At 37.2% G+C, this 23,196-nt stretch carries 18 protein-coding genes, 1 tRNA gene and 1 pseudogene; 8 read left to right on the top strand and 12 right to left on the bottom strand.

Translation table 11 applies throughout. The annotated features are described in order from the left end of the window. Nucleotides 1-2: 2 nt before the first annotated feature. From F952_RS11245 to F952_RS11230, 4 genes are read right to left on the bottom strand one after another with little or no spacing between them, the layout of a single operon-like run. Complete coding sequence (locus F952_RS11245; protein WP_004927498.1) at nucleotides 3-836, bottom strand: MetQ/NlpA family ABC transporter substrate-binding protein; 834 nt, start codon at nucleotides 834-836, stop codon at nucleotides 3-5. Nucleotides 837-851: 15 nt separating this feature from the next. Then, complete coding sequence (locus tag F952_RS11240; RefSeq protein WP_004927496.1) at nucleotides 852-2,264, bottom strand: LLM class flavin-dependent oxidoreductase; 1,413 nt, start codon at nucleotides 2,262-2,264, stop codon at nucleotides 852-854. Then, entirely contained in the window at nucleotides 2,264-3,499 is a 1,236-nt protein-coding gene (locus F952_RS11235; protein WP_004927494.1) for an SfnB family sulfur acquisition oxidoreductase, read from the bottom strand. Before F952_RS11235 ends, F952_RS11240 begins: the two co-directional genes overlap by 1 nt. A gap of 10 nt (nucleotides 3,500-3,509) precedes the next feature. After that, entirely contained in the window at nucleotides 3,510-4,721 is a 1,212-nt protein-coding gene (locus F952_RS11230; protein ID WP_004927492.1) for an SfnB family sulfur acquisition oxidoreductase, read from the bottom strand. Between the two features lie 359 nt (nucleotides 4,722-5,080). On the opposite strand from F952_RS11230, the gene F952_RS11225 reads away from it, so the two are divergent. From F952_RS11225 to F952_RS11205, 5 genes and pseudogenes are all read left to right on the top strand, one after another. Next, nucleotides 5,081-5,845 (top strand): glutathione S-transferase family protein, encoded by a 765-nt coding sequence (locus F952_RS11225; RefSeq protein ID WP_004927491.1) that lies wholly within the window; start codon nucleotides 5,081-5,083, stop codon nucleotides 5,843-5,845. Between the two features lie 610 nt (nucleotides 5,846-6,455). Next, nucleotides 6,456-7,349, top strand: coding sequence for an amino acid ABC transporter substrate-binding protein (locus F952_RS11220; protein WP_004927489.1), 894 nt, complete (start codon nucleotides 6,456-6,458; stop codon nucleotides 7,347-7,349). 101 nt (nucleotides 7,350-7,450) lie between these two features. Continuing rightward, nucleotides 7,451-8,293 (top strand): annotated as a pseudogene (locus F952_RS11215) (amino acid ABC transporter permease). A gap of 2 nt (nucleotides 8,294-8,295) precedes the next feature. Then, entirely contained in the window at nucleotides 8,296-8,973 is a 678-nt protein-coding gene (locus tag F952_RS11210; RefSeq protein WP_004927485.1) for an amino acid ABC transporter permease, read from the top strand. A 14-nt stretch (nucleotides 8,974-8,987) separates the two neighbouring features. Then, nucleotides 8,988-9,731, top strand: a complete 744-nt coding sequence (locus tag F952_RS11205; RefSeq protein WP_004927482.1) for an amino acid ABC transporter ATP-binding protein — start codon at nucleotides 8,988-8,990, stop codon at nucleotides 9,729-9,731. A gap of 325 nt (nucleotides 9,732-10,056) precedes the next feature. Here the strand turns inward: F952_RS11205 and F952_RS11200 are convergent, their stop codons facing one another. Then, the gene (locus tag F952_RS11200) at nucleotides 10,057-11,469 is read right to left on the bottom strand and encodes a DcaP family trimeric outer membrane transporter (protein ID WP_004927481.1); all 1,413 of its coding nucleotides are present in this window, start codon (nucleotides 11,467-11,469) and stop codon (nucleotides 10,057-10,059) included. Nucleotides 11,470-11,882: 413 nt separating this feature from the next. On the opposite strand from F952_RS11200, the gene F952_RS11195 reads away from it, so the two are divergent. Continuing rightward, entirely contained in the window at nucleotides 11,883-12,353 is a 471-nt protein-coding gene (locus F952_RS11195; RefSeq protein WP_004927479.1) for an Lrp/AsnC family transcriptional regulator, read from the top strand. Between the two features lie 44 nt (nucleotides 12,354-12,397). Here F952_RS11195 and F952_RS11190 read toward each other — a convergent pair whose 3' ends face one another. The 5 genes from F952_RS11190 to F952_RS11170 form a co-directional block, all read right to left on the bottom strand. Next, a complete protein-coding gene (locus F952_RS11190; RefSeq protein WP_004927476.1) occupies nucleotides 12,398-13,147 on the bottom strand; it encodes a YebC/PmpR family DNA-binding transcriptional regulator in 750 nt (249 codons plus the stop codon). Nucleotides 13,148-13,312: 165 nt separating this feature from the next. Further along, nucleotides 13,313-13,861 (bottom strand): 1-acyl-sn-glycerol-3-phosphate acyltransferase, encoded by a 549-nt coding sequence (locus F952_RS11185; protein WP_004927474.1) that lies wholly within the window; start codon nucleotides 13,859-13,861, stop codon nucleotides 13,313-13,315. 397 nt (nucleotides 13,862-14,258) lie between these two features. Next, nucleotides 14,259-16,427 (bottom strand): TonB-dependent siderophore receptor, encoded by a 2,169-nt coding sequence (locus tag F952_RS11180; RefSeq protein WP_004927472.1) that lies wholly within the window; start codon nucleotides 16,425-16,427, stop codon nucleotides 14,259-14,261. 275 nt (nucleotides 16,428-16,702) lie between these two features. Next, the gene (locus F952_RS11175) at nucleotides 16,703-17,233 is read right to left on the bottom strand and encodes a ferritin-like domain-containing protein (protein ID WP_004927470.1); all 531 of its coding nucleotides are present in this window, start codon (nucleotides 17,231-17,233) and stop codon (nucleotides 16,703-16,705) included. A 989-nt stretch (nucleotides 17,234-18,222) separates the two neighbouring features. Then, a tRNA-Ile gene (locus tag F952_RS11170) sits at nucleotides 18,223-18,299 on the bottom strand. 954 nt (nucleotides 18,300-19,253) lie between these two features. Here F952_RS11170 and F952_RS11160 point away from each other — a divergent pair. Then, nucleotides 19,254-19,466 carry a hypothetical protein gene (locus F952_RS11160; protein ID WP_004927467.1) on the top strand — a complete coding sequence of 71 codons (213 nt, stop codon included), beginning with the start codon at nucleotides 19,254-19,256 and terminating at the stop codon, nucleotides 19,464-19,466. A 42-nt stretch (nucleotides 19,467-19,508) separates the two neighbouring features. Here the strand turns inward: F952_RS11160 and bioB are convergent, their stop codons facing one another. Both bioB and queG read right to left on the bottom strand, forming a co-directional pair. Further along, nucleotides 19,509-20,498 carry a biotin synthase BioB gene (gene bioB / locus F952_RS11155; RefSeq protein WP_004927463.1) on the bottom strand — a complete coding sequence of 330 codons (990 nt, stop codon included), beginning with the start codon at nucleotides 20,496-20,498 and terminating at the stop codon, nucleotides 19,509-19,511. A 90-nt stretch (nucleotides 20,499-20,588) separates the two neighbouring features. Beyond that, the gene (gene queG / locus F952_RS11150) at nucleotides 20,589-21,692 is read right to left on the bottom strand and encodes a tRNA epoxyqueuosine(34) reductase QueG (protein ID WP_004927460.1); all 1,104 of its coding nucleotides are present in this window, start codon (nucleotides 21,690-21,692) and stop codon (nucleotides 20,589-20,591) included. Nucleotides 21,693-21,719: 27 nt separating this feature from the next. On the opposite strand from queG, the gene F952_RS11145 reads away from it, so the two are divergent. Continuing rightward, nucleotides 21,720-23,192 (top strand): bifunctional ADP-dependent NAD(P)H-hydrate dehydratase/NAD(P)H-hydrate epimerase, encoded by a 1,473-nt coding sequence (locus F952_RS11145; RefSeq protein ID WP_004927457.1) that lies wholly within the window; start codon nucleotides 21,720-21,722, stop codon nucleotides 23,190-23,192. Nucleotides 23,193-23,196: the final 4 nt, after the last annotated feature.

The raw sequence follows: 23,196 nt of genomic DNA, 5'->3' as shown, positions 1-23,196 counted from the left end.
GCTTACTTCCAGCCCTTAAACCAAAGTGTTGGTCCTAAGTCCTGATCAAGCGCAGCTTTTACCTGTGGTGAGTTCTGATAAATTTCGATAAATCTCTTTAGCTTATCGCCTTTATCTTCATAGTCATCACGCACGACAAATAAAATTGCGTATCGAGTATTGGTAGTATCGTCTAGTACTAAAGCACTTTCAGGATCTGCCGTTTTTGCAAGACGTAAATAATGGGGATATCCAAAAGCCAAATCGACATCGTCAATAGCACGGGCAGTTTGAGGACCTTCAACTTCTACAAATTTCAGGTTCTTTGGATTCGAAGAAATATCACTGAGTTTGGACAAATAGTTGTTTGGATCTTTTAGCTGGATCAATTTAGCCTGTTGTAATAGCAATAGGGCACGTCCTTGATTGACTGGATCATTTGGAACCACCACACGTGCATTTTGAGGTAAGTCATTTAAAGATTTATATTTTTTTGAATAAAGGCCCACGTGTGATGCCGCACCTACACCAAAAGCTTTGAGCTTATAACCACCTTCTTTAATTGCATTATTCAAAAAAGGTTGATGTTGAAAGAAGTTGGCATCAATATCGCCGTTATTTAACGTGATATTCGGTGTATTCCAGTCTGAAAACTCGACCAGTTTAACGTGGATCCCTTGCTTTTCTGCCTCTTTAGCAGCAGCTTGAAGCGGATGTGCGAAAGGTGGACTAATGCCAATCACTAACTCCTGATTCTGACTTTGTCTGTTCTTATTCCAGATAAACAAACCAACGATGAGAATGACAAATAAGGTTCCAAAAATAATCAGTTTTTTAGATGAAGATGACTGTGCCATCGAAGACTCCAAGAATTATGCTGTAATTTTTTTGTGTTTAAATGAATGCATTGAAGATGTAGAAGATGAACATCGATATTGTTCGACTGGATGTGTCAAAGGCAATAAGTCACCATATCCCGAAATTTTTTGACGAAAAGAACCAGTTTTGTAAGCTGTTTTGAAGCGTCCACGTTGTTGTAGCTCTGGAATCACAAAACGAATAAAATCATGATGAGATTCAGGCGCTACCGTACGCGTCAAGTTAAATCCATCAATTCCTGTGCTATCAATGAGCTGAATTAATTGTTCAGCAACGTCATGTCCACTTCCAACAATGAGTGGATAGCGACCACCAAGCACATGCTGGTTTTTTAAGTCATTTTTGCTGATTTGCTGTGCTCTGAATTTCTCATTCACTGAAGCAATACTGTTACTTTTTTGATAAGGGATGATTTCATCATCAGCAAACTTCGATAAATCAATACCGACTGAGCTGGCATAGTGGGCAAGTCCAGCTTCTGGACTGGCATAATGGCGATATTCCTCAAGCTTCTGTTGTGCGCGTTGTGTTGTTTCAGCAGTCACTACTGTAATACCAACAAAGATTTTAATATCTGAAGGATTACGACCTTGTTGAGCAGCTTGTTCACGAATTTTGATCACTTGCTGGCGAAGTTTTTCAGGAGTATCGCCGCCAATAAAGATACATTCAGCATGTGAGGTTGCGAACTTTATACCCCGCGTAGAGGCGCCTGCCTGAAAAAGGACAGGGGTGCGCTGTCGCGAAGGCGATACCTGAAAAACACCATGGCTCTGATAAAAACGTCCTTCATGATGTATTTCATGTACTTTGGATGGATTGGTAAAAATACGATGATGTTTGTCTTTCTCTACCGCATCATGTTCCCAGGAACCTTCCCAGTACTTATAGCAAAGCTGTAAAAATTCTTCTGCCTGTTCATAGCGTAAATCATGATCTTTAAGTCCAGATTGACCAATAAGACGCTCGGCACTATCAAGATAACCAGTCACGATATTCCAGCCAATACGTCCTTGAGTCAGATGATCCAAAGATGCAAAACGGCGTGCAAACTGATAGGGCGTTTCGTAACTTAAATTGACAGTAATGCCAAAACCTAAATGTTGTGTGACCGCCGCCATGGCAGAAACAAGAGTACTCGGATCATGACTAGGTAACTGAATAGATTCGCGTAAAGTCAGGTCGATATTGTTTTGATAGACATCATAAACACCTGTGATATCGGCAATAAATAAACCATCAAATAAACCTGCTTCGAGTGTCTTTGCGAGATCGGTCCAATAACTTAACTCACTAAAACGATGTGATTCATCACGTGGATGTGTCCAAAGGCCATGATTGATATGTCCCACACTATTCATATCAAAAGCATTGAGTAAAATGTGCTTTTGTGTGGTTTCTGTCATTACAATGTCCCTCTTCGTGGCGGAAATATATCGTTTAATACGTAGTTTCCAATAAAGTAATATTTCCAGCGTGCTGCATCATGCAGCGTATGTACTCGTGCGTTACGCCAGAATCTGTCTAGGCCATCTACACTTTGACTGCCACGACTTCCTGCCAGTTCAATCAGTTTTGATGATGCTTTAAGTGCGGTTTCTGTACTATGAGCACGTATTTTGGCGACTGCTATAGATGCCTTGGCAATCGTTTCTACATTTGTATTTAGGCGAACTTCATCGATAGTTAAAGCAGCATGTTTAAGTAAGGCTTCGCTGGCATGGACGTCTGCTGCTACACGGCCAATTTCATAGATTGTCAGTGGATCTTGAGCTGCTGCATCAACATTTGAGTCAATCCATGGCCGTGCTGCATGTACACGTTTTAAGGCTTCTTCAAATGCAGCACGAGCAATTCCAACTTCTATTGCAGCATGCATAAGTTGAGCAAATGGTCCGACCAAAGTTGGGTGTTGAAATGCACTGTCAAAAGGAATGACATCTTCGGCAGCAACGAATACCTGAGTGAACTTAACGCCTCCACTGCCTGTTACTCGTTGGCCAAAACCTGTCCAGTTATCGATCAAGCTAAGTCCTTCGCTATCACTTCTCACAAAGGCTAAATATTCACGACCTTCTTCATCGATGACTAAAGTCGGGATGCGATGCGCAAATAAACTGCCTGTACAGTAAAATTTCTCGCCATTAATAACATATCCTGTTTCGATAGCCTTGATCTGGGTTTGCTTCAAACTTGCATTTTTAGGTTTGAATTCTGCAAGTGCATTGCCTAAACGCAAACCTGATAATACCTCCTGATACAGACGTTGCTTTTGTTGTTCTGTACCCGTATTGCGTAGCACTTCTAAGGCATAAAAATGGTTTTGCGGAATCTGACCTATAGATCCGTCTACACCACTAAACAAGGCAATAATTTTTGCTAAAGTTAAACTTGAAACTTCTGCACCACCGTAGCGTTTAGGTACAGTAATTGCCCAAAGTCCAGACTGGCTAAACGCTTCAATTTCATCAAAGGGTAAAACTCGTTCAGCATCACGCTGAATACTTTTTTCTTTAAAGCTTTGACTCAGTTCTGTTGCAATTTGAAGTGCTTCAGCATCATTTTTTATGATGCGTTTTGCCGTATAGCGGGCAGGAGCGAGAGGCTGATGATTTTGTATAATGGTTTGATAAGATGTCATCATTTTCTCCTTAGATCCATGCATGGCGAGCAGGTAAGGTACCGTTCAGGTAATAGTTACCAATGGCATGTATTTTCCAGCGCACAGGGTCGTGCAAAGTATGTACGCGTGCATTACGCCAATGCTGATCAAGATTGAACTGGCTAAGGCTTGCGCGACTACCACCAAGTTCAAGCAATTTTTCAGAAATTTGTAACGCAGCATCATTGGCATAGACTTTGGCATGAGCGACTAAAATCGAAGCTTGGGCTGCCTGCTGTTCAGTGATCTGTTGAAGTTGGTCTAACTCATCTAAATAATCGGCGGCTTCATCAAGTAATAAAATTGCAGCGTCTAACAAAACATTAAGTTTGCCTGTTTCTTGTAAGGTAAATGGTTCTAAAGAAGCTTTCTCGACATGTGCATCTATAATTGGCCGTGCTTTTTTTACAGTTGAAATGAGATCTGAAAATGCTGCTTCAGCAATACCGACATCAATAGCAACTTGTAAAAGTTGTGAATAGGCACCTCGATAAGTAGGTACCTGTGACAGAATTCGCTCATCAAAAATCAGATTTGGATCGACTTTGACTTGATTGAGCTTCACGGTCCCGCTTGCCGTAGTACGTTGCCCAAAACCATTCCAGTCATTGATGATTTCGATCCCCGAGCTATCATGCTCAACCACCACCAACACCACATGACCTTTAGGATGAATTGCTTTAATTGCAAGCCAATGCGCAAAAATACTTCCTGTTGAGTAGAACTTTTCACCGTCCAGATAATATTCGCCATTTCTAAGCGTTAGTGTGGTCTGTAGTGTTTTAGAATCTTTGGTATTTTTTTCTGGTCCGCCGTTGGCAAGACGTTTCCCTGATAAGATTTCACTATAAATAAATTGCTTTTGAGATTCTGTCCCCATGAGATCAATCAGGTGAAGCAAACTAATTTGATTTTGAGGAATTTGTCCCAAACTCGAATCGGCTTTATTTAAAATCCGGAATACTTGAGCCAATGTTTTATTGGAAATAAAAGCACCACCGTAACGTTTCGGAATACGGATACCACCTAAACCTTTTAGGCTAAACTGTTCAATTTCCTCAAATGGTAAAATTCTTTGTTGATCTCGGACATTACGACCTTCTAATGCAAAATCTGCCACCTGATAGGCCGCATTAATTGCTTGCTGATCATTTTTGATAAGATGAGCGGTTTTAGATCTAGAAAAAATTAATTCAGACATAGTGATACCTACATTAGATATCAATACCTTAGAATATTTATATTCTTAGCTTAAATTATCGATTAAGCGAACGTTATGAAGAAAAATACTTAATTCTTTTTAATCTAAATTAATCATTTTTATATATAAAATAATTCTATCTAAATCAGTAACCTACTGTTTTTGTTAAATCATAAGCATTTTGAAAAATATGATTTATGCGCTGGTCTTCATAAGGTTGTTAGAAAAATCAATAAAACAATAGGCGATTTAGACATATGGTTGGCACAAAAAGTACATTGTTTTCAGTATCAGTTACTTCTAAAGTAATAAAATGATGTCTTACTTTTTGTTGAATAGAAAAATAATCTGGAGTGCATATGCGGGTTTTATACCAGTTTCCTTTATCCCATTACTGTGAAAAAGCTCGCTGGTTGCTGGATCATAAAGAGTTAGATTATATTGCACACAATCTTATTCCTGGATTTCATCGTGCTTTTGCCCAGTTAAAAACAGGACAAAACAAGCTTCCCATACTTAAAGATGACTCTCGTTGGGTCGCTCAATCTACACCCATTGCACTATATTTAGATGACACTTATCCTGAGCATTCTTTATTACGTAGAGATCAGTTGTTAAGAGACAATGCGCTCAAAATAGATGAAATTGCTGATGAACTAGGCATTCATGTACGTCGCTGGACATTGGCACAGGCATTGTCCTATAGCGATGAACCTATTGAAATCATGATGGGTGAGCAGGGTTATTTACGTCAATTTGAAAAGTTTTCCAAACCAATTTTAAAAACATTGGTGAAAAAAAGTTATGAGTTGGAGCAGGATAAGATTGCATTATCAAAGCAACGCATGGATGAATTGATCATCGAATTAAATGATAGACTGATTGAAAATTATGGGCGTTATTTTGTTGGAGACAGACTAGGTTTGGCAGATATCGCTGTATGTTCAATCGTTGCACCTCTTTTACATATCAAGGGAACACCTTGGGAAATTGAAAGTAGTGAGGTCATTTCTACCGAATTGGAAGAATACAAACAATATATTTTAAGTCTCCCGCTGGGTCAGTATGTACAAAGAATCTATGAGACCGAGCGTAATGCGCGTGTAGATTGGCGTGGTATGTAGTAATTCATAGATCTGATGTCTGAGTTGGCGTATGGTCAGAAATCAGATCTATTTTAAAATTAGATTATATGCAAGTAGATATTGAGCATTAGGTTTAATTGCTGTGATGCATTACGAAAATATATTTTTTACATCGAATGCCGAAAAAGCAATCATAATTTATAAAAATAACTTAATAATTTTTTAATATTATTTTCATCATTTATTTGCATGATAATTTGTTTTATTTATTAAGTATAAAAATAAGTATCTCGTTAACTAATGATCCAAAATAGAACTTGGATAAATTTTATGGCACTAAAAAGATGCAATAAAATAAAAAATATGAGACTTGGTTCATGTTTTTACGAAAAAAAAGCTTTTAAAAAAAGATTTTGGCGTTAAAATAAATTAAAGCAGTCAAGGATAAGACTAAAGTCTAGCCGAAAATGAATTTTAAGGCTTTTAATTTGTATGTAAAAGCATGTAAAAATACTCACATCGGTCAATGATAAGTAACAATTAAAAGTTGGCTTGATAATTGCTTTAAAGGAAATGAGAGCTATTTTTTAGTAAGTTTGAATAATCCTCAAATGTATAAATAATAGCTAAGTATAATCAAGGAGTTTTTATGAAACATTCTGCAACCTCACTACTTGTATCAGCATTCATGATTTGTACAGTTGGAGGAGCGACTCAGGTTCAAGCTGCGGATACTTTGGCTAAAATCAAAAGCAGTGGAAAAATCATTATTGGACATCGTGAATCATCTGATCCGATTTCTTATGTTGTCGCAGGTAAGCCAGTTGGTTATGCTGTAGATATTTGTAATAATTTTGCCAATGACATTAAGAAAGAGCTGAAAATGCCTAATCTTAAAGTCGAATACAAGGCGGTAACTTCATCTACACGTATTCCAGAATTGCTTTCTGGCAATATTGATATGGAATGTGGAACAACAACAAATTCTAAACAACGTCAGCAACAAGTAGGTTTCTCTACCAATTATTACGCAACAGAAGTTCGTATGGCGGTTAAGGCAAACTCAGGTATTAAGAGTCTTGCTGATTTGAATGGTAAAGCAGTTGTAACAACTCAAGGTACGACTTCAGATAAATACATTAAAATGAACGAAAAAGGTCAATCCATTAATGTACAAAACATTTATGGTAAGGATCACGCTGACTCATTTGCAATGATGGCTTCAGGACGTGCTGCTGCATTTGTAATGGATGATAATATTCTTGCTGGTTTGATTGCAAAATCATCTAACCCTAAAGAGTTTGCTATTGTTGGGCCAGTACTTTCATCTGAGCCATATGGCATCATGATTGCAAAAGATGATCCAAAGTTCAAAGCATTGGCTGATCGTACCGTAACTGGTATGTGGAAAACTGGTCAGATGGACAAACTTTATAAGAAATGGTTCCAGTCAGCAATTCCACCTAAAAACACCAACCTCAACATGGCTCAAAGCGCATCATTCAAAAAACTAAAAGCTCATCCGACAGATGAAGGTATCTAAGCTCTAAAAAAACTCTTTTGATTTGCAGCTCATAAAAAAATGTACAGTGAGGTTACTCACTGTACATAAGCTGTATTTTTAATCTTTTATAAGGGGCATCTATGTCAGTCGGCTCATTAAACTGGACTGTATTCTGTGCTGAATCGAATGAATTTAGTGTCGATAAAGCAGCTTGAGCGGAATCGGTCTGTAAAGCGATAGGCAGCTCAAGTTATTCTCAATATGCCGATGCACCAACTTGGTTGCAAATGCTAGGTTCTGGTGTGGTCACCATGATCTGGACGGCAGTAGCCGCATTTTTAATCGCTTTTTTCTTAGGCTCGTTATTAGGGATTATCCGCACTTTGCCAAATAAACCTTTGGCATTGATTGGCGATACCTATGTTGAAATTTTTCGTAATATTCCTTTAATTGTTCAATTATTCTTTTGGGCTTTTGTATTTCCTGAGTTATTACCCGCTTCACTGAGCTCTGGTAGTGGAGAGGTTGTCGCAGGAGGTTGGTGGAAAAATATCCTGAATAATCATCCTGCTGTGATTGGTGTGTTTGCATTGGGGCTATATACGGCTGCACGTGTCTCGGAACATATTCGCGCAGGTATTAATACCGTTTCAAGTGGTCAAAAATTTGCTGCTTCTGCAATGGGTTTCACCACAGGTCAAAGCTATCGTTATGTCATTCTCCCAGTCGCATACCGTACTGTGTGGCCGACAATTACGTCTGAAGCGATGAATGTGTTTAAAAACTCGGCTGTGTTATATGCATTAAGTGTATTAAACTTTTTTGCATATACCAAAACCATGCGTGAAGAAACCTCGCAAGACATCATCATCCTTATTCTCTCTACACCTGTCTATTTGGTGATCACCTATACCATTAAATTTATCATGGCATGGATTGAAAAGCGTATGGCTGTTCCTGGCCTCGGTTCAGGAGGGAAGTAATCATGGATTTTAGTCTATTACAGCATCCTGATGTAACACATGCGTTAAGTGAAGGATTTATCTTCACGCTGACCGTAACCGTACTTGCAATGATTGGTGGTATTGTCATTGGTACGCCTCTGGCGATGATGCGTTTATCAAATAACGTTGTTGCGAGTAATTTTGCAAAATTTTATGTGGATGTATTTCGCGGTATTCCTTTAATTCAGGTTATTTTTATTTTTTATTTCCTGTTGCCTAAAGTGTTTGAATTCCAATCTGACACTTATTGGGGGCCTTTATTTTCAAGTGTGATTACATTTGCAATTTTTGAAGCCGCATTCTTCTCAGAAATTGTACGTTCAGGTATCCAGTCGGTATCTCGTGGTCAAGTCAATGCAGGTTATGCGCTAGGTTTTACCTATGGCCAATCGATGAAATATGTTGTTTTGCCTCAGGCATTTAGAAACATGTTACCTGTATTACTCACTCAAACGATTATCCTGTTTCAAGACGTTTCTTTGGTTTATGTCATCAGTGCACCAGATTTCCTTGGTCGGGCAGATACGTTGGCCAATACATACGGTCCAGAAACTAAAGCAACCTTTTATTTAATTGTAGCTGTGGTTTATTTCTGTAGTTCGTTCCTGCTTTCACGCTTGGTTAAACGATTACAGCAAAAAATTGCCATTATTCGCTGATTGGAGATTTTTAAATGCCAATGATAGACATCCAACATATCTCTAAATGGTATGGTGATTTCCAAGTACTCACTGACTGTACAACAAGTATTGAAAAAGGCGATGTGGTTGTTGTCTGTGGACCATCTGGTTCGGGTAAGTCAACATTGATCAAAACTGTAAATGCATTAGAGCCTATACAGCAAGGCGATATTATGGTGGATGGGGTGTCTTTACGTGATCCCAAGACCAATCTTGCAAAATTTCGTTCTCGTGTGGGTATGGTATTCCAGCATTTTGAGTTATTTCCACATATGACAGTATTGGAAAATCTCACCATTGCTCAAATGAAAGTGTTGAACCGTTCCAAAGATGAAGCACGCAAAAAAGGTTTAGGGTATCTTGACCGTGTAGGCCTTTCGGCACACAAAGATAAATTTCCTGGTCAGCTTTCTGGTGGCCAGCAACAGCGTGTAGCAATCGCTCGTGGATTATCTATGGATCCGATCTGTATGCTGTTTGACGAACCAACATCTGCACTTGATCCAGAAATGGTAGGTGAGGTACTAGATGTCATGGTTCAGCTTGCAAACGAAGGCATGACCATGATGTGTGTAACTCACGAAATGGGCTTTGCAAAGAAAGTCTCTAATCGATTGATTTTCATGGATCAAGGCATGATTTTGGAAGATTGCCCAACGTCTGAGTTTTTTGGAAACCTTGATGCTCGTCATGAACGTGCCAAATTATTCTTAGATAAAATTCAAGCTATGCATTAATCTGCTTCAATAAATTATCTTAAAAAGCCCAGTCAAATGATTGGGCTTTTTATTTAGAGGATAATCTTGCCAGTTTATAGAAGGATCTAATTCGTAACTTTGACTTGATTTCAGTTTTAGATAGGCTATAGCCAAAACGCAAGTGCAATTAACCGATTTAACTTAATATTAAAGTATTTAGATCCCATACATTTGATCAATCAAAAGAGTAAATCAAGTTTGATAAATTGTCTTTAATAACAAGATATCATTTTATGAATTCGCTTTAAAACGTATTAAAAAACCCCGCATATGCGAGGTTTTTTTGATGTTAATTCAACTTAAATTAGAAGCTATATTTAGCCATTAAGTTTAAGCGTGAGTAGTCACCCTTGTTATCAGTTGTCGCTGTTTTATCAGCGAAAATTTCACGTTGACCATAAGTATATTCAACACCTAGATCTACATTTTTAGTCGGGGTATAGAAACTGTTTACAATAACGTTATAAAGTTGTTTGTTCAAATTAGGAGCTTTTTCTGCAAAATTATCGTTATCTTTATACCAGATTGCACCAGCAGCTAAAGTTGAACGCAATTTTGGTGACCATTTGTGTGAGTAGCCGACTAGACCTGAGTTAAATTCACTTTCATAAATACTAACATCTGTTGAATTAGCTACACTTGTACCGTTGATTGTTGCTACGTATGCAGAGTTGCCATATAGCAGGTAACGGTTGTCACCTTTCACATGGTAGTAGTTCGCAAATACAGTATCGGCTGGTGTTAAGCTATATTTACCGCCAACCCCTACGCCCCAACCGAGTTTAGTCTCATCAATGTTTGTACCTGTATTATTTGTTGCCGTAGCAATAGATACACGATTTTCATGTACTAAACCATGTACCTGTAACAGGCCTTTTTTGTCTGCTGTAGAAATATCATAACGAGCAGTCAAAGCTGGAAGACGGTTACCGCCAGAGGTTGTGGTATTTGTTGCAGTATTTGCCGTTGAGTTTGAACTGTTGAAATTATCAACATCACCGCCTTCTAATGCTAGCAACACTTTTTGGTTAGCATCAATTGGTTGCGTATATCGAACTTGTACTGTACGGGTTGAGCCATAACCCATAGGGCCGTTAAAGTCGACTGTTTCTGGTGCTGTATCAGTGTTAACAAAAGGAGAAGTTGTTTGACCAACTAACCATTTGCCAAGAGAGAAATACGCATGACGAACACGTAAAGAGCCATTACCGTTAGTTGTTCTAGAGCTACTATCTGCCGCAATGCCACCAGCAAAGTCTGCTTCGATTTTACCAGTAAGTTCACCTAAATCTGTTGGACGAGAAAAATCAAAACCAAAACGTGTAGTTGCCGCAGAAACGTTTAGATTGTTTTTGGTGGCATTCGCAGAGTTGAGTGGAACTGAGCTGGTATTGTTATTAATATTTGGTGAAGGGTTGCCTTTAAAATCATAAGTGGCATCAGTACGGATGCTACCATAAAATTTAACTTGTGTTTGACCATCTGGAAGTGTGAACCAACCTGGTTTTGCATTACTCGGTGCTGCTGGAGCAGGTGCCTGAGCCATTACAGGTGCTGGTGGAGGCGGAGCCATTACAACTGGAGCTGCTTTTTGCTGAGTTGATAATTGTTGGACAAGTTGTTTAAGCTCATTGACTTCTTTACGTAGAGCATCTACTTCTGTATTGCTTGCTGCATATGCAGGAAGAGCAAGTGTTGATAGCCCGATAGTACCCATGCTAAGTGCTAAAGTTTATTCACGACGACTCCGTTAATTATAAAAAAAGTAAAACTTACTTTTGGGATTTACATAACAAAAAGAATGCCAATTTCTTAAAAATTGTTAATAAACGTTCCCTTTTTGTCTAAAAAAACCACTTCAATGTAGTTTCGCTTCATAATCCTGTATTTTATTGTTACAAGTCAATATTACTAAGGTCTAAAATGAAGCAATAATTTGAAAGAATTTTTCTAAAGCACAAAAAAGATACGTAATTTATTGTTTCTGAGTCAAGTTGGTGCTTAGAAGAATTTTTTACATTGTAGTTCTTGATAAAGATAAGCGTACATATGATCGATAACTTTATGTTTTGTGAATGTGCCTCAACTACAATACAATGAGTTTTTAATTGGTAGAGAAGTAGGGATGTGATGGAGCTTGATCGTTACGATAAACAGATTCTCGAAATTTTGACTCACGAAGATCTCAATCTGAATGAGCTATCGGAAAGAATTAATCTATCGGTAAGCTCGGTACATCGTCGGATCAAGCACTTGATTGAATCTAATATCATGAGTCATTTAAAACGTGATATTAATTTCACTAAGCTTGGGTTTAGTTTGCATATTTTGCTTCAAGTGTCATTAAGCAAGCATGACACAGAGACCTTCGACAAATTTTTAGCTGAATTGGAAGACATTCCAGAAGTCACTAATGCTTTTTTGGTAACTGGGCAGAGTGCCGATTTTATTCTAGAGTTGGTAGCGCGAGACATGGATAATTACAGTGATATTTTGTTACGCAGAATAGGTAAGATTGATAATGTCGTCGCATTACATTCAAGCTTTGTTATTAAAGAATATAATGTGTTTAATTGCTATAAACTTTTAAATAAAGTATAAAAAACGCGCATCAAGCGCGTTTCTTATGTAACTTTTAGCAAATATTAGGCATCAAGCTGTGCCAATACTTCTTCTGAAAATTCGACGTTGGTATAAACGTTTTGCACATCATCAAGATCTTCAAGCATATCAATCATTTTCATGATTTGTTTGGCTTGTTCGATATCGGTAATTTCAGCTTTTGTCGATGGACTCATCACGACTTCTGCGTTATCAGATTTCAAACCTGCTGCAGTAAGTGCATCTTGTACATCACCAAAGCTTTCAGGCGAGGTAATTACTAAAATACCATCTTCTTCAATTTCAATATCATCTGCACCAGCCTCGAGTGCAACATCCATGATCTTATCTTCTAAAGAGACATCCTCAAAAGAAATCTCACCACGTTTGGTAAATAGATAAGACACAGAACCGTTTGTTCCCAAATTACCGTTTGTTTTACTAAAGCAATGACGAACATCCGGTACGGTACGGTTGAGATTGTCGGTCATGGTTTCGACCAGTACAGCGACACCACCAACACCATAACCTTCATAAGTGACTTCGTTTAAATCGTCGTTGTCTTCACCACCAGCACCACGCTGGATTGCACGGTTAATTGCATCACGGGTCATATTGACAGATAGGGCTTTTTCAACGACTGCACGTAGACGAGGATTGCTTGCTGCATCCGCACCACCTAATTTTGCAGCTGTTACAATTTCACGAATATATTTGGTGAAAACTTTAGCACGGCTAGCATCTTGTTTTGCTTTACGATGCTTTGTGTTTGCCCACTTAGAGTGACCTGCCATGTTGAAATATGCTCCTTACAGATTGGTACCATTACCAGATCAAATAATGTAATTCTATCACAAGCTCTTTTTTTGTAGAAAGTAGCAAGTGGTTAAGAAAATAATCGAATAGCGCCGCTCGGGATAATAAAATTAAATTTTAAATATCGTTCAGCAATTAGCGATTTATCCGATACAAATATCTAAGCCTACTTTTTCTTTATATAGTTTCTGAATAGTTTTCAGATCTTCATCAAGATTGTTCGGTTGAATTTTTCCAAGGATTCCACCTTGTTTGGTCTTTGCATTTGCATACATAAGCACAATAGGTACGTTAGCCGCAGCTGCGATATGCCAAAATCCAGTACGTATTGGTTTTCTTTGAGTGCCATCTTTTGCACGTGTTGCTTCAGGTGCAATGACTAAATTGAAGCTCTCATTTTGATCGAATAATCGAACCATCTGAGAAACGATGTCAGATTTAGACGCACGATCTACAGGAATTCCACCAAGCTTTTGAAGTAAAGGTTTTAAAGGGCCTTTGAAAAGTTCTTTTTTAATGAGTGTATGAATTTTTAAATCTAGAATTTCAAACAATGCAATTGAAAGGACCGCATCGAGATTGGAGGTATGCTCAAATCCGATGATGACTTGCTTATTTTCAACAATATTGGGTTCAATATGGTAGGTCCATCCAGAAAGTTTAAAAATGGATTTTGCAATTTGTTTTTTCATAAACGTGAGATCTAAAAAGATCGCAATATTCTAAATAGCTTGATTGAAAAGACAAGGCTTTTAACGTTGCATGCATTTAAAAGGTATAAGGTGAATTGAATGTATGGCACTATGGATAACAAGAAGAGGAAATATATAATAAATGAAATCTGGACTTATAGATGCGTACTAGTGAATTGATTTACACAAACTTAGGTTGGGTTATATATACGCGATATAAAAAGTTATGAATAAGCAAAATCAATAAAAGAATCAGTAGTCTGATCAACAGCGTTAGCAATATCAGGATCAGCAACAGAAAAATCCGAATCAACAGCAACGTTAGAATATTATTTTTAATACTCTTAAGATAAAGGAAAACTGGCGCAAATGATTGCGCCAGTTTTAAATTATTAGATTAATATTTAAACTTTACGGTGAAATTAATTTGACGTGGATCACCGAGAGTTACCATATTGGCATTGAGTAAACCTGCGTAGTAATCTTTATCAAACAGGTTTTTAATCGACAATTGTGCGCCCCAACGTGTCGCATCATACCCAGCTTCGGCATCGTAAAGTAAGTAAGATGGCGTGTGTACATCAAGCCCTTTATACGATTTCGAACTCTCACCACGAATGCCAGCACCGACAAACCATCCCGATGTTAAATCAGTCAAATAATAGCGCGATGACAGGCTGTAGCTATTTTGAGGCACATTATCCAGTGCTACACCCACATTGCTTGCAACCGAATCTTTGGTAATTTTAGAATCAAACATATGACTAAAACTTGCCGTTACGCGCATATGTTCAATGAGGGTGGCACTCAACTCTGCTTCTATGCCTCGAGTTAATTGCTCGCCATTAAGTACATATGCAGAAGTATTATTTGGATCACTGACCGCAACGTTTTGACGACGTAAATCGTATAAGGCCAGGCTACCCTGAATCAACTGATTCGGACTTTGCAGTTTAACTCCGATTTCTGTTTGTTGGCCTGTTTCAGGTGCGAGAATGTTACCATTGACATCACTACGGGTATTTGGAAGAAATGAGGTTGCATAACTGGCATAAGGGGCGATTACATCATTAATGCTATAAAGTAGGCCAACATTTCCAGTAAATTTGTTGTATGAGTTTTGGTCAGTCAATCCTTTAGCTGCAATGCCTGATTTTGAAACATTTTGCGTTGAAACCTCGGCCCAGTCCTGACGTCCTGCAAGGCTAAGCACCAGTTGATCGGTCAGGTTAATACGATCACGGACATACAAACCGCTATAGCGTAAACGGTTAATATCTTCGGTACTGTTGGCCGCTACATATTTGACTGCTTGCCCATAGACGGGATTGTAAATATTGAGACTGCCAGTAGTATAACGATCATTAACATAATCATCTTTTGATTGCATGGCATCGACACCAATGCTCAGATCATGCTGCATACCCAAAAAATTAAATGCACGCTGGAAGCTATTGTCTAATGAGTAGGTCAGTGTGTCGTGACTCTGGTAGCGACCATTATTAGTACGACTGAGTGTAGTGTAGGCTGGTGTTGTGCCTACCCAGAAATTGGTTCCAGTTTGCGTAAAGACGACTCGACCAGTCGATTTTAGTTGCTGAACTGCGGCATTTTGGTTGAATGTCCAGCCATTATCAAACTTGTATTTATAATTCCAGCCAGTACGGTAAACATCAGCCTCGTAGCCACCAAAAGTTGGTTCACCCAAATATAAGCTTCGATCTATTGCGCCATTTGGATTGGATTTTAAGGTACCAATGACAGGTAAGCCTTGCTGACGTAAATATTCTCGATGTTGATAGCTGGCGATGACCGAGAGTTCAGCTTTATCGCCTAAATCGAAATTGTAAGAAGGCGAGATATAAAAATTTTTAAAATATACGTAGTCGGTTGGATCGTCTTGATCGGAAATACGGCCTGTCAGTCTAAATGCGCCTTTTTCAGTTTGCTTTGGAGCATAATTCAGATCAAACGTCGCTTGCTTGAAGTTATAGCTTCCGTAGGTGAGAGCGGCATTTGCAAAATTCTCGGCTTGCGGGCGTTTGGTGACTAAATTGACCATGCCACCTGGCTGTACCAATCCAAAATTGACAGAGGCTGGTCCCTTAATGACCTGAACTTGATCCATACCAGACAAATCAACCGCAACACCATCTGCAGGTGATTGGCTTTGTCTGAGACCATCGATATAGACTTGATCAGACGAGTTTTGGCCACGGATAATAAAATCGTCCCATCCTCTGCGCCCTAAATAGCCAGCACTTACCCCAGCAACACCATTGATGGCTTGTGAAAGCGTGGTCGCTTGCTTTTGATCGAGTTGCTCTTTTGTAATTACACTGACAGATTGTGGTGTTTTAAATAATGGTGCATCCGACTTGAGTGCTGAACGTGCTTGCGTTGCAGCATATTTTTGTTGATTTGATTCTGCCTTTAGAGAAATTACAGGTAAAACATTGGAGGTTTGATTCTCTATATTTTTTTCTTCTTCCGCAGCCCAAACCGAAGTAGAAATTCCAAAAAATAAGATTAATGAAATAGAAGTGGAGAGTGGGTGCTTACGCATGGTTTACCCGAAAAAGAAAGAAATTAAAAGTGATTCTTATTATCTTTATTTACAATTTATATTCAAGATAAAACTAAAATATAATTCTAAGTTAAATGTAAGTCGAAAATTTCTTTCTCATTCGACTTTTTATTTTGTAAGACAGTAATATGTTTTTGTTCGTCAGATAATATTACCAAACAAGACTGAAAAATTGTATTGAATTCAATAGTTTCAGTCTGAATGGTATGTGTATTATTAATTGGATCAAGTCATTAAGCTGTTAAAAGATAATTTTATAGATCACTTAAAATATCTGCCATATCATCTGCATGTTCTTCCTCTTGAGCAAGGATATCTTCGAGTATTCTGCGGGTTGTAGGGTCTTTGTCACCAATGTATTGAATAATTTCTCGATAAGAGTCGATTGCAATACGCTCAGCAACCAAATCTTCGGTAACCATTTCTTTAAGTGTGTGACCTTCTACATATTCTGCATGTGATCGTTCTTCTAAACCTCTAGGATTAAAGTTCGGTTCACCTCCTAATTGAACGATTCGTTCGGCAATGTTGTCTGCATGCGTTGCTTCCTGATTTGCATGTTCAAGAAATTCAGCTGCAGCCACAGAGGCTTTAATACCTTGAGCCATAAAGTAGTGGCGTTTATAACGCAAAACACAAATGAGCTCGGTTGCAAGTGCTTCATTTAAAAGGTTAAGAATTTTTTCTCGATCTGCTTGATAACCTTCTGTTACAGCACCTTCTTCAACGTGCTGACGTGCTCTCTTTCTTAATGTTGCAATATCTGTAAATTCTACATTTGACATGGGTAGGTTCCTCAACTTATTTAATTAGGGTTACGTTATAAATCTGGCACATTAATTTTTTTAAACTAAAACTGATTAAATCTACCGCTCATTCCTTATTTGATATTTTTATAAAAATTAATTACAGATGAATAGGATAAATGATTTAAGATTTGTAAAAATTAGAAACACAAGTACATGATAATTATTATTATTCTCTTTATCAGTTGGTGTGCTGTTCTACTATACTTATATTCAATTATATTAATTATTAATCTAGAAAAATATAGATTTTAAGATTAGTCGGAGTTGAGAGAGAAGATTTGAATAAGGAATTTTTTGTGCATATATGTATACAATTTCCAAAAAATTATATAGTTTAAATTTATATTTATTTGGTTTTAAATTAATGATTATTTTTCTGGAAATAGTAGTAAAAGGGTATCTTGATTGGTGGGTGTATATTGATTTTATATTATTAGCTAATCTTCTGGATTGATAGATCAGTATTAAACCAATTTTTCATTTGCTAGTTTTGAATGTATTCTTAATAAATAAAATGTTAAAAATAAGCAAGAAATGTAGGATTGAATTTTTACATGATTTAGATTGTTTTGATAATTATATATATTCTATTAAACTATTTTTCTCATCATATTTCAGTTCGATTTTTCCCAATTAATAATATAATTATAAATTTATACATAATAACTATCTACTATGTTTGTTGAGTCTAGATATAGCTATGTAGGTAGTTATAGGTATTAGATAGGATAGATGGGTAATGTGTTTTAGTGGATTTAATAGATTTGTTACTTTTCTTTATTTGAATGGAAGTCCTAATAAATCACACTAAACAAATTCTCTTTTTATTTGTACTATGTGGGATAAATGTATTTCATCATGCAAGCTATCTTAATATAAAAATTAAAGTTACTAGATATTGATTACAAAAATTTCAAACATAAAAAAACCACTTAGGATTAGTACACCTAAGTGGATGTTTTGTATGGTGGGCCCACCGTGACTTGAACACGGGACCAACGGATTATGAGTCCGCTGCTCTAACCAACTGAGCTATAGGCCCTTTAAAGTTAAGTATAATTAATACAATACTTTAACTTGATGCCGATTCTACATAATATTTTTTTACATTGCAATATCTATTAAAGCTCATAAAAACAATTGATGATTATTCACGCTAAAGGCAAAATAAACATATGATTTTAAATGATTTAAAATTAATTAACTTTGCTTTAAATCTAAAAAATCTAACTATCTCTCTTATTGAGAGTAGATATAGGCAGATCATTTGTATAGGTCAGTAGCTTGATAGATTAAAAATAAATAATTGTCTGCTTATTTCCTAATAAATTCATCATTCTCAATAAGATTTTATTAATTGATTAAATTTTATAAAATAAGAATTTTATAATTAAAAAAAATTAATGGATATTTATTATTATAATAAATATCCAAATTATTTTATTTTGGAGTTGTTTGATTGGTAAATATTTATCTAATTTATTAAAGTGTAAAAGAATATGAATTTTTATTTATCTTTATCTTTTTTAAATATTAAAAAAGTCCGGTAAAATTCTTTTTTAAATAAAAAAAGACAAAATACAAGTAAGAAAAATATAATAAAAAAGAAAAGCTTACTTGTACAAAATATGGCAAGAATAAGAAAAATTATAGCTAAAATACACATTGAGAAAAATATAGCTAATACTATAATATCTAATGCATTCATTTTTTAGTCCCCTTAAGTATAAAAAGTAAAATAAATCACATTTTCTAAAGAGTATGTGACTTTTTGATAAAAAATAATTAAGTTTATGATATGTAATAACTATAATCTTAAAATTAAATTAATATCAATAAAATTGGATAATTTTTTAATGGGATATAAATACTTAAAAATTATTAAATGTAATAATTTTAAAATATAAAGAAGGTATAATAATAAAATTTAATTTTTATAAAACTTATTACTTAAAGTTATATAATTATTAGTTGAAATTTGTAGGAGTGTTGAGAAATGAAGGCGTTATCTGATCTAAACCACCATATTGTCCAAGAAGACTTTGCTCAAACTATTTTGTCGCTTCTAAAACATCAGGATATTTTTGATTCATTTCATTACGATACATCAACAGGCCAACTACGGGTATGTCACGCATTAGGTGAAGATCTGATTCGAGAAGGGATGTATTTAACTGCAAAATATGGAAATTTAGTGACATCGATATAAAACAGCCCTCAAATTATTTGAGGGCTATTTTATCGTCTGAACTTAAGCTGACATTGCATCGACAGCCATAGCGCGCACAGATACTTTTGGTTTTTCTGCAACAAGGCCTAATTTTGCAAACAAGACCTGATCTTTACCTTCACCTGCATTTGGTGTCGTCAGTAACTTATCGCCAGAGAATAATGAGTTAGCACCAGCCATAAAAGCAAGCGCTTGATCTGAATCGCTCAAAGATTCACGGCCAGCAGAAAGGCGAATATAGCTATACGGCATGATAATACGTGCAACTGCAATTGTGCGAATCCACTCAGTTACATCTAGTTTTTCTACGTCAGCCAATGGGGTGCCTTCAATTGGAACCAACATATTGATTGGTACAGACTCAGGATGAATTGGAAGCGTAGCAAGCTCATGTAACAAACCAATTCGGTCTTGTTTCTGTTCACCCAAGCCCACAATACCACCACTACATACTTTCATGCCTGCGCTGCGGACATGATCTAGCGTATTTAAACGATCATCAAAAGTACGAGTACTAATAATGTTATTGTAATATTCACGTGAAGTATCTAAATTATGATTGTAATAATCCAATCCAGCATCACTTAAACGCTCGGCTTGTGATTGATTCAGCATACCCAGTGTCATACATGTTTCCAAGCCTAACGCTTTTACTTCTCGTACCATTTCCAACACATAAGGCATATCGCGTTCATGAGGGTTACGCCACGCTGCACCCATACAGAAGCGAGATGAACCTGAATCTTTTGCAGCTTTTGCTTCAGAAATTACTTTATCTACAGCAATACGCTTTTCTGCTTCTAATTTGGAATCATAATGTGCAGATTGAGAACAATATTTACAATCTTCAGGGCATTTTCCTGTCTTGATTGATAATAACGTACTTACTTGAATCGTGTTGGCAGAAAAATGCTCACGATGCACTTGTTGTGCCTGAAATACCAAATCTAAAAAAGGTTGATCGTAGAGTGCTTGGATTTCGTCACGAGTCCAATCATTACGTAATGTCATTGTCATAGTCCATGATGATTGCATTTACTAATGCACAATCATACAGAAAACGTGCCAAAGCCGAAGGGCAAAAAACATCATTTTTTAATATCATAGCAATTGTTTATTTAATTGTTGTTGAATTGCCCAATCGATATGAACTTGCACGATTTCATCATGTTGATCGCGTGCTTTTTCAAGTGCTTCGATAATATCGATGGAATAAGGTGCATTTCCTAAACCAATTGCGATATTGCGTTTAAATGATTGAAAACCTGTGCGTCGAATCGGGCTACCTTCTGTGTTTGCCAAGAATGTAGCCTCATCCCATCTCCAGATCTCCAAAAGAGAAATGTTATCAAGTCCATGGCGTGGATTAAAATCTGGAATAGTCGCTATTTTAGCAAAACTATTCCAGGGACAAATGAGCTGACAGTCATCGCAGCCAAAAATGCGATTTCCAATTCCCTCGCGCAACTCTTCTGGGATAATCCCTTTATATTCAATTGTTAGGTAAGCAATGCACTTGCGTGCATCAAGCATATACGGCTCAACAATTGCTTGGGTTGGACAGATATCAATACAAGCACTACATGAGCCACAATGCGCGGTTGCGGGTTGATCAAAAGGGAGCTCTAGAGAAGTAAATAATTCACCCAATACAAAAAAAGAGCCTGACTTTTTATGAATGAGCAGGGTGTGTTTACCTGTCCAACCCATACCTGCACTTTCTGCTAAAGATTTTTCAAAAATAGGCGCAGAATCGGCAAAAGGTCGCGATTCAAACTCTCCAACTTTTTCACGAATTTTACTCGCCAACGTTTTTAATCGCCCACGCATCACCTTATGATAATCTCGTCCTCTTGCGTAACGAGCAATAATGGCGCTATTAGGTTGTTCGGGTATGTATCTGGGCTTTGGAGATTCAACCAGATAGTTCATCCTCACACAAATAATACTTTGTGTGCCAGGAACAAGCAGCTTGGGGTTAGCGCGTTTATCTAAATTTTCTTCCAGATAATGCATATCCGCATGATACCCGCGCTTTAAATATTCTTGAAAACGCGGCATTTGATCTTGAGCATCTGGCTTGGCAATGACACAATCAGAAAAGCCGAGCGACAGTGCCTGTTCTTTAATCCATTGTTTCAGTTCTAAAGAATCGTATTGTTGAACAGGAATGTTGTCATGTGGCTTGGACTGATAAAAAGACATAAACGAATAAATTATTGAGGGAATCAAATGCAGTTGCCAGTTTATCACAGCACACAAATTCAAGCATGGGAGCAGCGTTGGTTCGAGCAACAAAATTCTTCACTTGGTTTAATGCAGCAGGCAGCATGGGCGATTTCTCAAAAATTACATCATCATATTTTAAAAAATAGTCTAAGCATTAAAAAAATTGCAGTCTGGTGTGGCTCAGGAAAGAATGCTGGGGATGGTTATTATATTGCGATTTATCTTAAAAGCTTAGGATACAATATTTCGATATTTACAATGCCTGCTGGACAGTCGACAGATTTAAAACAGGCTGTGGCAGATGCCCATGCCAATCAGCTGCCTATTTCAAACCATTTCGATGTAAATAATGACTATGATTGTCATATTGATGCTTTGTTTGGAATCGGTTTAAATCGTGAGTTGGATCAAAACTGGCAATCTATTGTTCATCATTTTAATCGTTTATCAGGTTTTAAAGTTGCTGTTGATCTTCCGAGTGGCTTAAATGCCAATACGGGTGCCAGTTTACCTGTCGCTATCAAGGTAGATGTAACTTATACCATTCTCGCAGAAAAAATAGGGTTATTTACGGGTCAGGCGACAGAGTACGTAGGCCAATTAGAGCTTATTTCACTCATTCCTAAAGATAATATGTTGCAAGCATTTGCTTATTTAAGTACTCAGCAAGTGAAGCTTCCCATCAGACAATCTTTTGGACACAAAGGCACTTACGGACATGTATTGGTTGTGGGTGGTCATAAAAATATGGGAGGAGCTGTGATTATGGCTGCAGAGGCGGCTTTTCATGCAGGTGCAGGGAAGGTCACCGTGATTTGCGATGCTTTACATCATAGTGCGATTCTGGCACGTGCTCCTAATATCATGATCAAAGATATTAATCAGATTGATGCACAAGAGATTGAACAGATACTTAAAGAAATTGATGCAGTCTGTTTTGGAATGGGCTTAGGACGAGATCAATGGGCGAAGCAAACATTCGATGTCTGGTTTCAACAATTACATCAACAGCAAAAATTACATGTGGTATTAGATGCAGATGCACTTTGGTTTTTAAGTGATCAGTCCATTAAGCTGGGCCAAAATTTTTATATGACTCCGCATGCTGGGGAAGCAGCACGACTATTGGATATCAGTGTGGCGCAGATTGAACAAGATCGTTTTACTGCAATTAGGCAGCTACAGCAACGTTACAATGGTGCGTGGGTACTCAAAGGCGCAGGAAGTTTAAGTTTATTTCACGATAAAATCATGATTTGTACTGCTGGAAATGCGGGAATGGGGACGGGTGGAATGGGAGACGTGCTTGCAGGCATGATTGCTAGCCTGAAAGCACAGTTTGATGATCAAATTTGTTTGTCTGATGTTGTAACCTTACATGCGCAAGCGGGTGATTTACTTGCTCAGAATGGGCAACGAGGGATTCAGGCCTATGATATGGCCAAAGCGATTTATCATGTGGTGAATCACCCATAAAATG

It is taken from the genome of Acinetobacter baylyi DSM 14961 = CIP 107474, assembly GCF_000368685.1.
GTDB classification, from domain to species: domain Bacteria; phylum Pseudomonadota; class Gammaproteobacteria; order Pseudomonadales; family Moraxellaceae; genus Acinetobacter; species Acinetobacter baylyi.
The sequence above is the reverse complement of the archived record's forward strand: the minus strand, read 5'-3'. Positions and strand labels throughout refer to the sequence as shown.

Coding starts and splice junctions, on each gene's coding strand:
- F952_RS11245 (WP_004927498.1), bottom strand. CDS start 836: ATGGCACAGTCATCTTCATCTAAAAAACTGATTATTTTTGGAACCTTA.
- F952_RS11240 (WP_004927496.1), bottom strand. CDS start 2,264: ATGACAGAAACCACACAAAAGCACATTTTACTCAATGCTTTTGATATG.
- F952_RS11235 (WP_004927494.1), bottom strand. CDS start 3,499: ATGACATCTTATCAAACCATTATACAAAATCATCAGCCTCTCGCTCCT.
- F952_RS11230 (WP_004927492.1), bottom strand. CDS start 4,721: ATGTCTGAATTAATTTTTTCTAGATCTAAAACCGCTCATCTTATCAAA.
- F952_RS11225 (WP_004927491.1), top strand. CDS start 5,081: ATGCGGGTTTTATACCAGTTTCCTTTATCCCATTACTGTGAAAAAGCT.
- F952_RS11220 (WP_004927489.1), top strand. CDS start 6,456: ATGAAACATTCTGCAACCTCACTACTTGTATCAGCATTCATGATTTGT.
- F952_RS11210 (WP_004927485.1), top strand. CDS start 8,296: ATGGATTTTAGTCTATTACAGCATCCTGATGTAACACATGCGTTAAGT.
- F952_RS11205 (WP_004927482.1), top strand. CDS start 8,988: ATGCCAATGATAGACATCCAACATATCTCTAAATGGTATGGTGATTTC.
- F952_RS11200 (WP_004927481.1), bottom strand. CDS start 11,469: ATGGGTACTATCGGGCTATCAACACTTGCTCTTCCTGCATATGCAGCA.
- F952_RS11195 (WP_004927479.1), top strand. CDS start 11,883: ATGGAGCTTGATCGTTACGATAAACAGATTCTCGAAATTTTGACTCAC.
- F952_RS11190 (WP_004927476.1), bottom strand. CDS start 13,147: ATGGCAGGTCACTCTAAGTGGGCAAACACAAAGCATCGTAAAGCAAAA.
- F952_RS11185 (WP_004927474.1), bottom strand. CDS start 13,861: ATGAAAAAACAAATTGCAAAATCCATTTTTAAACTTTCTGGATGGACC.
- F952_RS11180 (WP_004927472.1), bottom strand. CDS start 16,427: ATGCGTAAGCACCCACTCTCCACTTCTATTTCATTAATCTTATTTTTT.
- F952_RS11175 (WP_004927470.1), bottom strand. CDS start 17,233: ATGTCAAATGTAGAATTTACAGATATTGCAACATTAAGAAAGAGAGCA.
- F952_RS11160 (WP_004927467.1), top strand. CDS start 19,254: ATGAAGGCGTTATCTGATCTAAACCACCATATTGTCCAAGAAGACTTT.
- bioB (WP_004927463.1), bottom strand. CDS start 20,498: ATGACATTACGTAATGATTGGACTCGTGACGAAATCCAAGCACTCTAC.
- queG (WP_004927460.1), bottom strand. CDS start 21,692: ATGTCTTTTTATCAGTCCAAGCCACATGACAACATTCCTGTTCAACAA.
- F952_RS11145 (WP_004927457.1), top strand. CDS start 21,720: ATGCAGTTGCCAGTTTATCACAGCACACAAATTCAAGCATGGGAGCAG.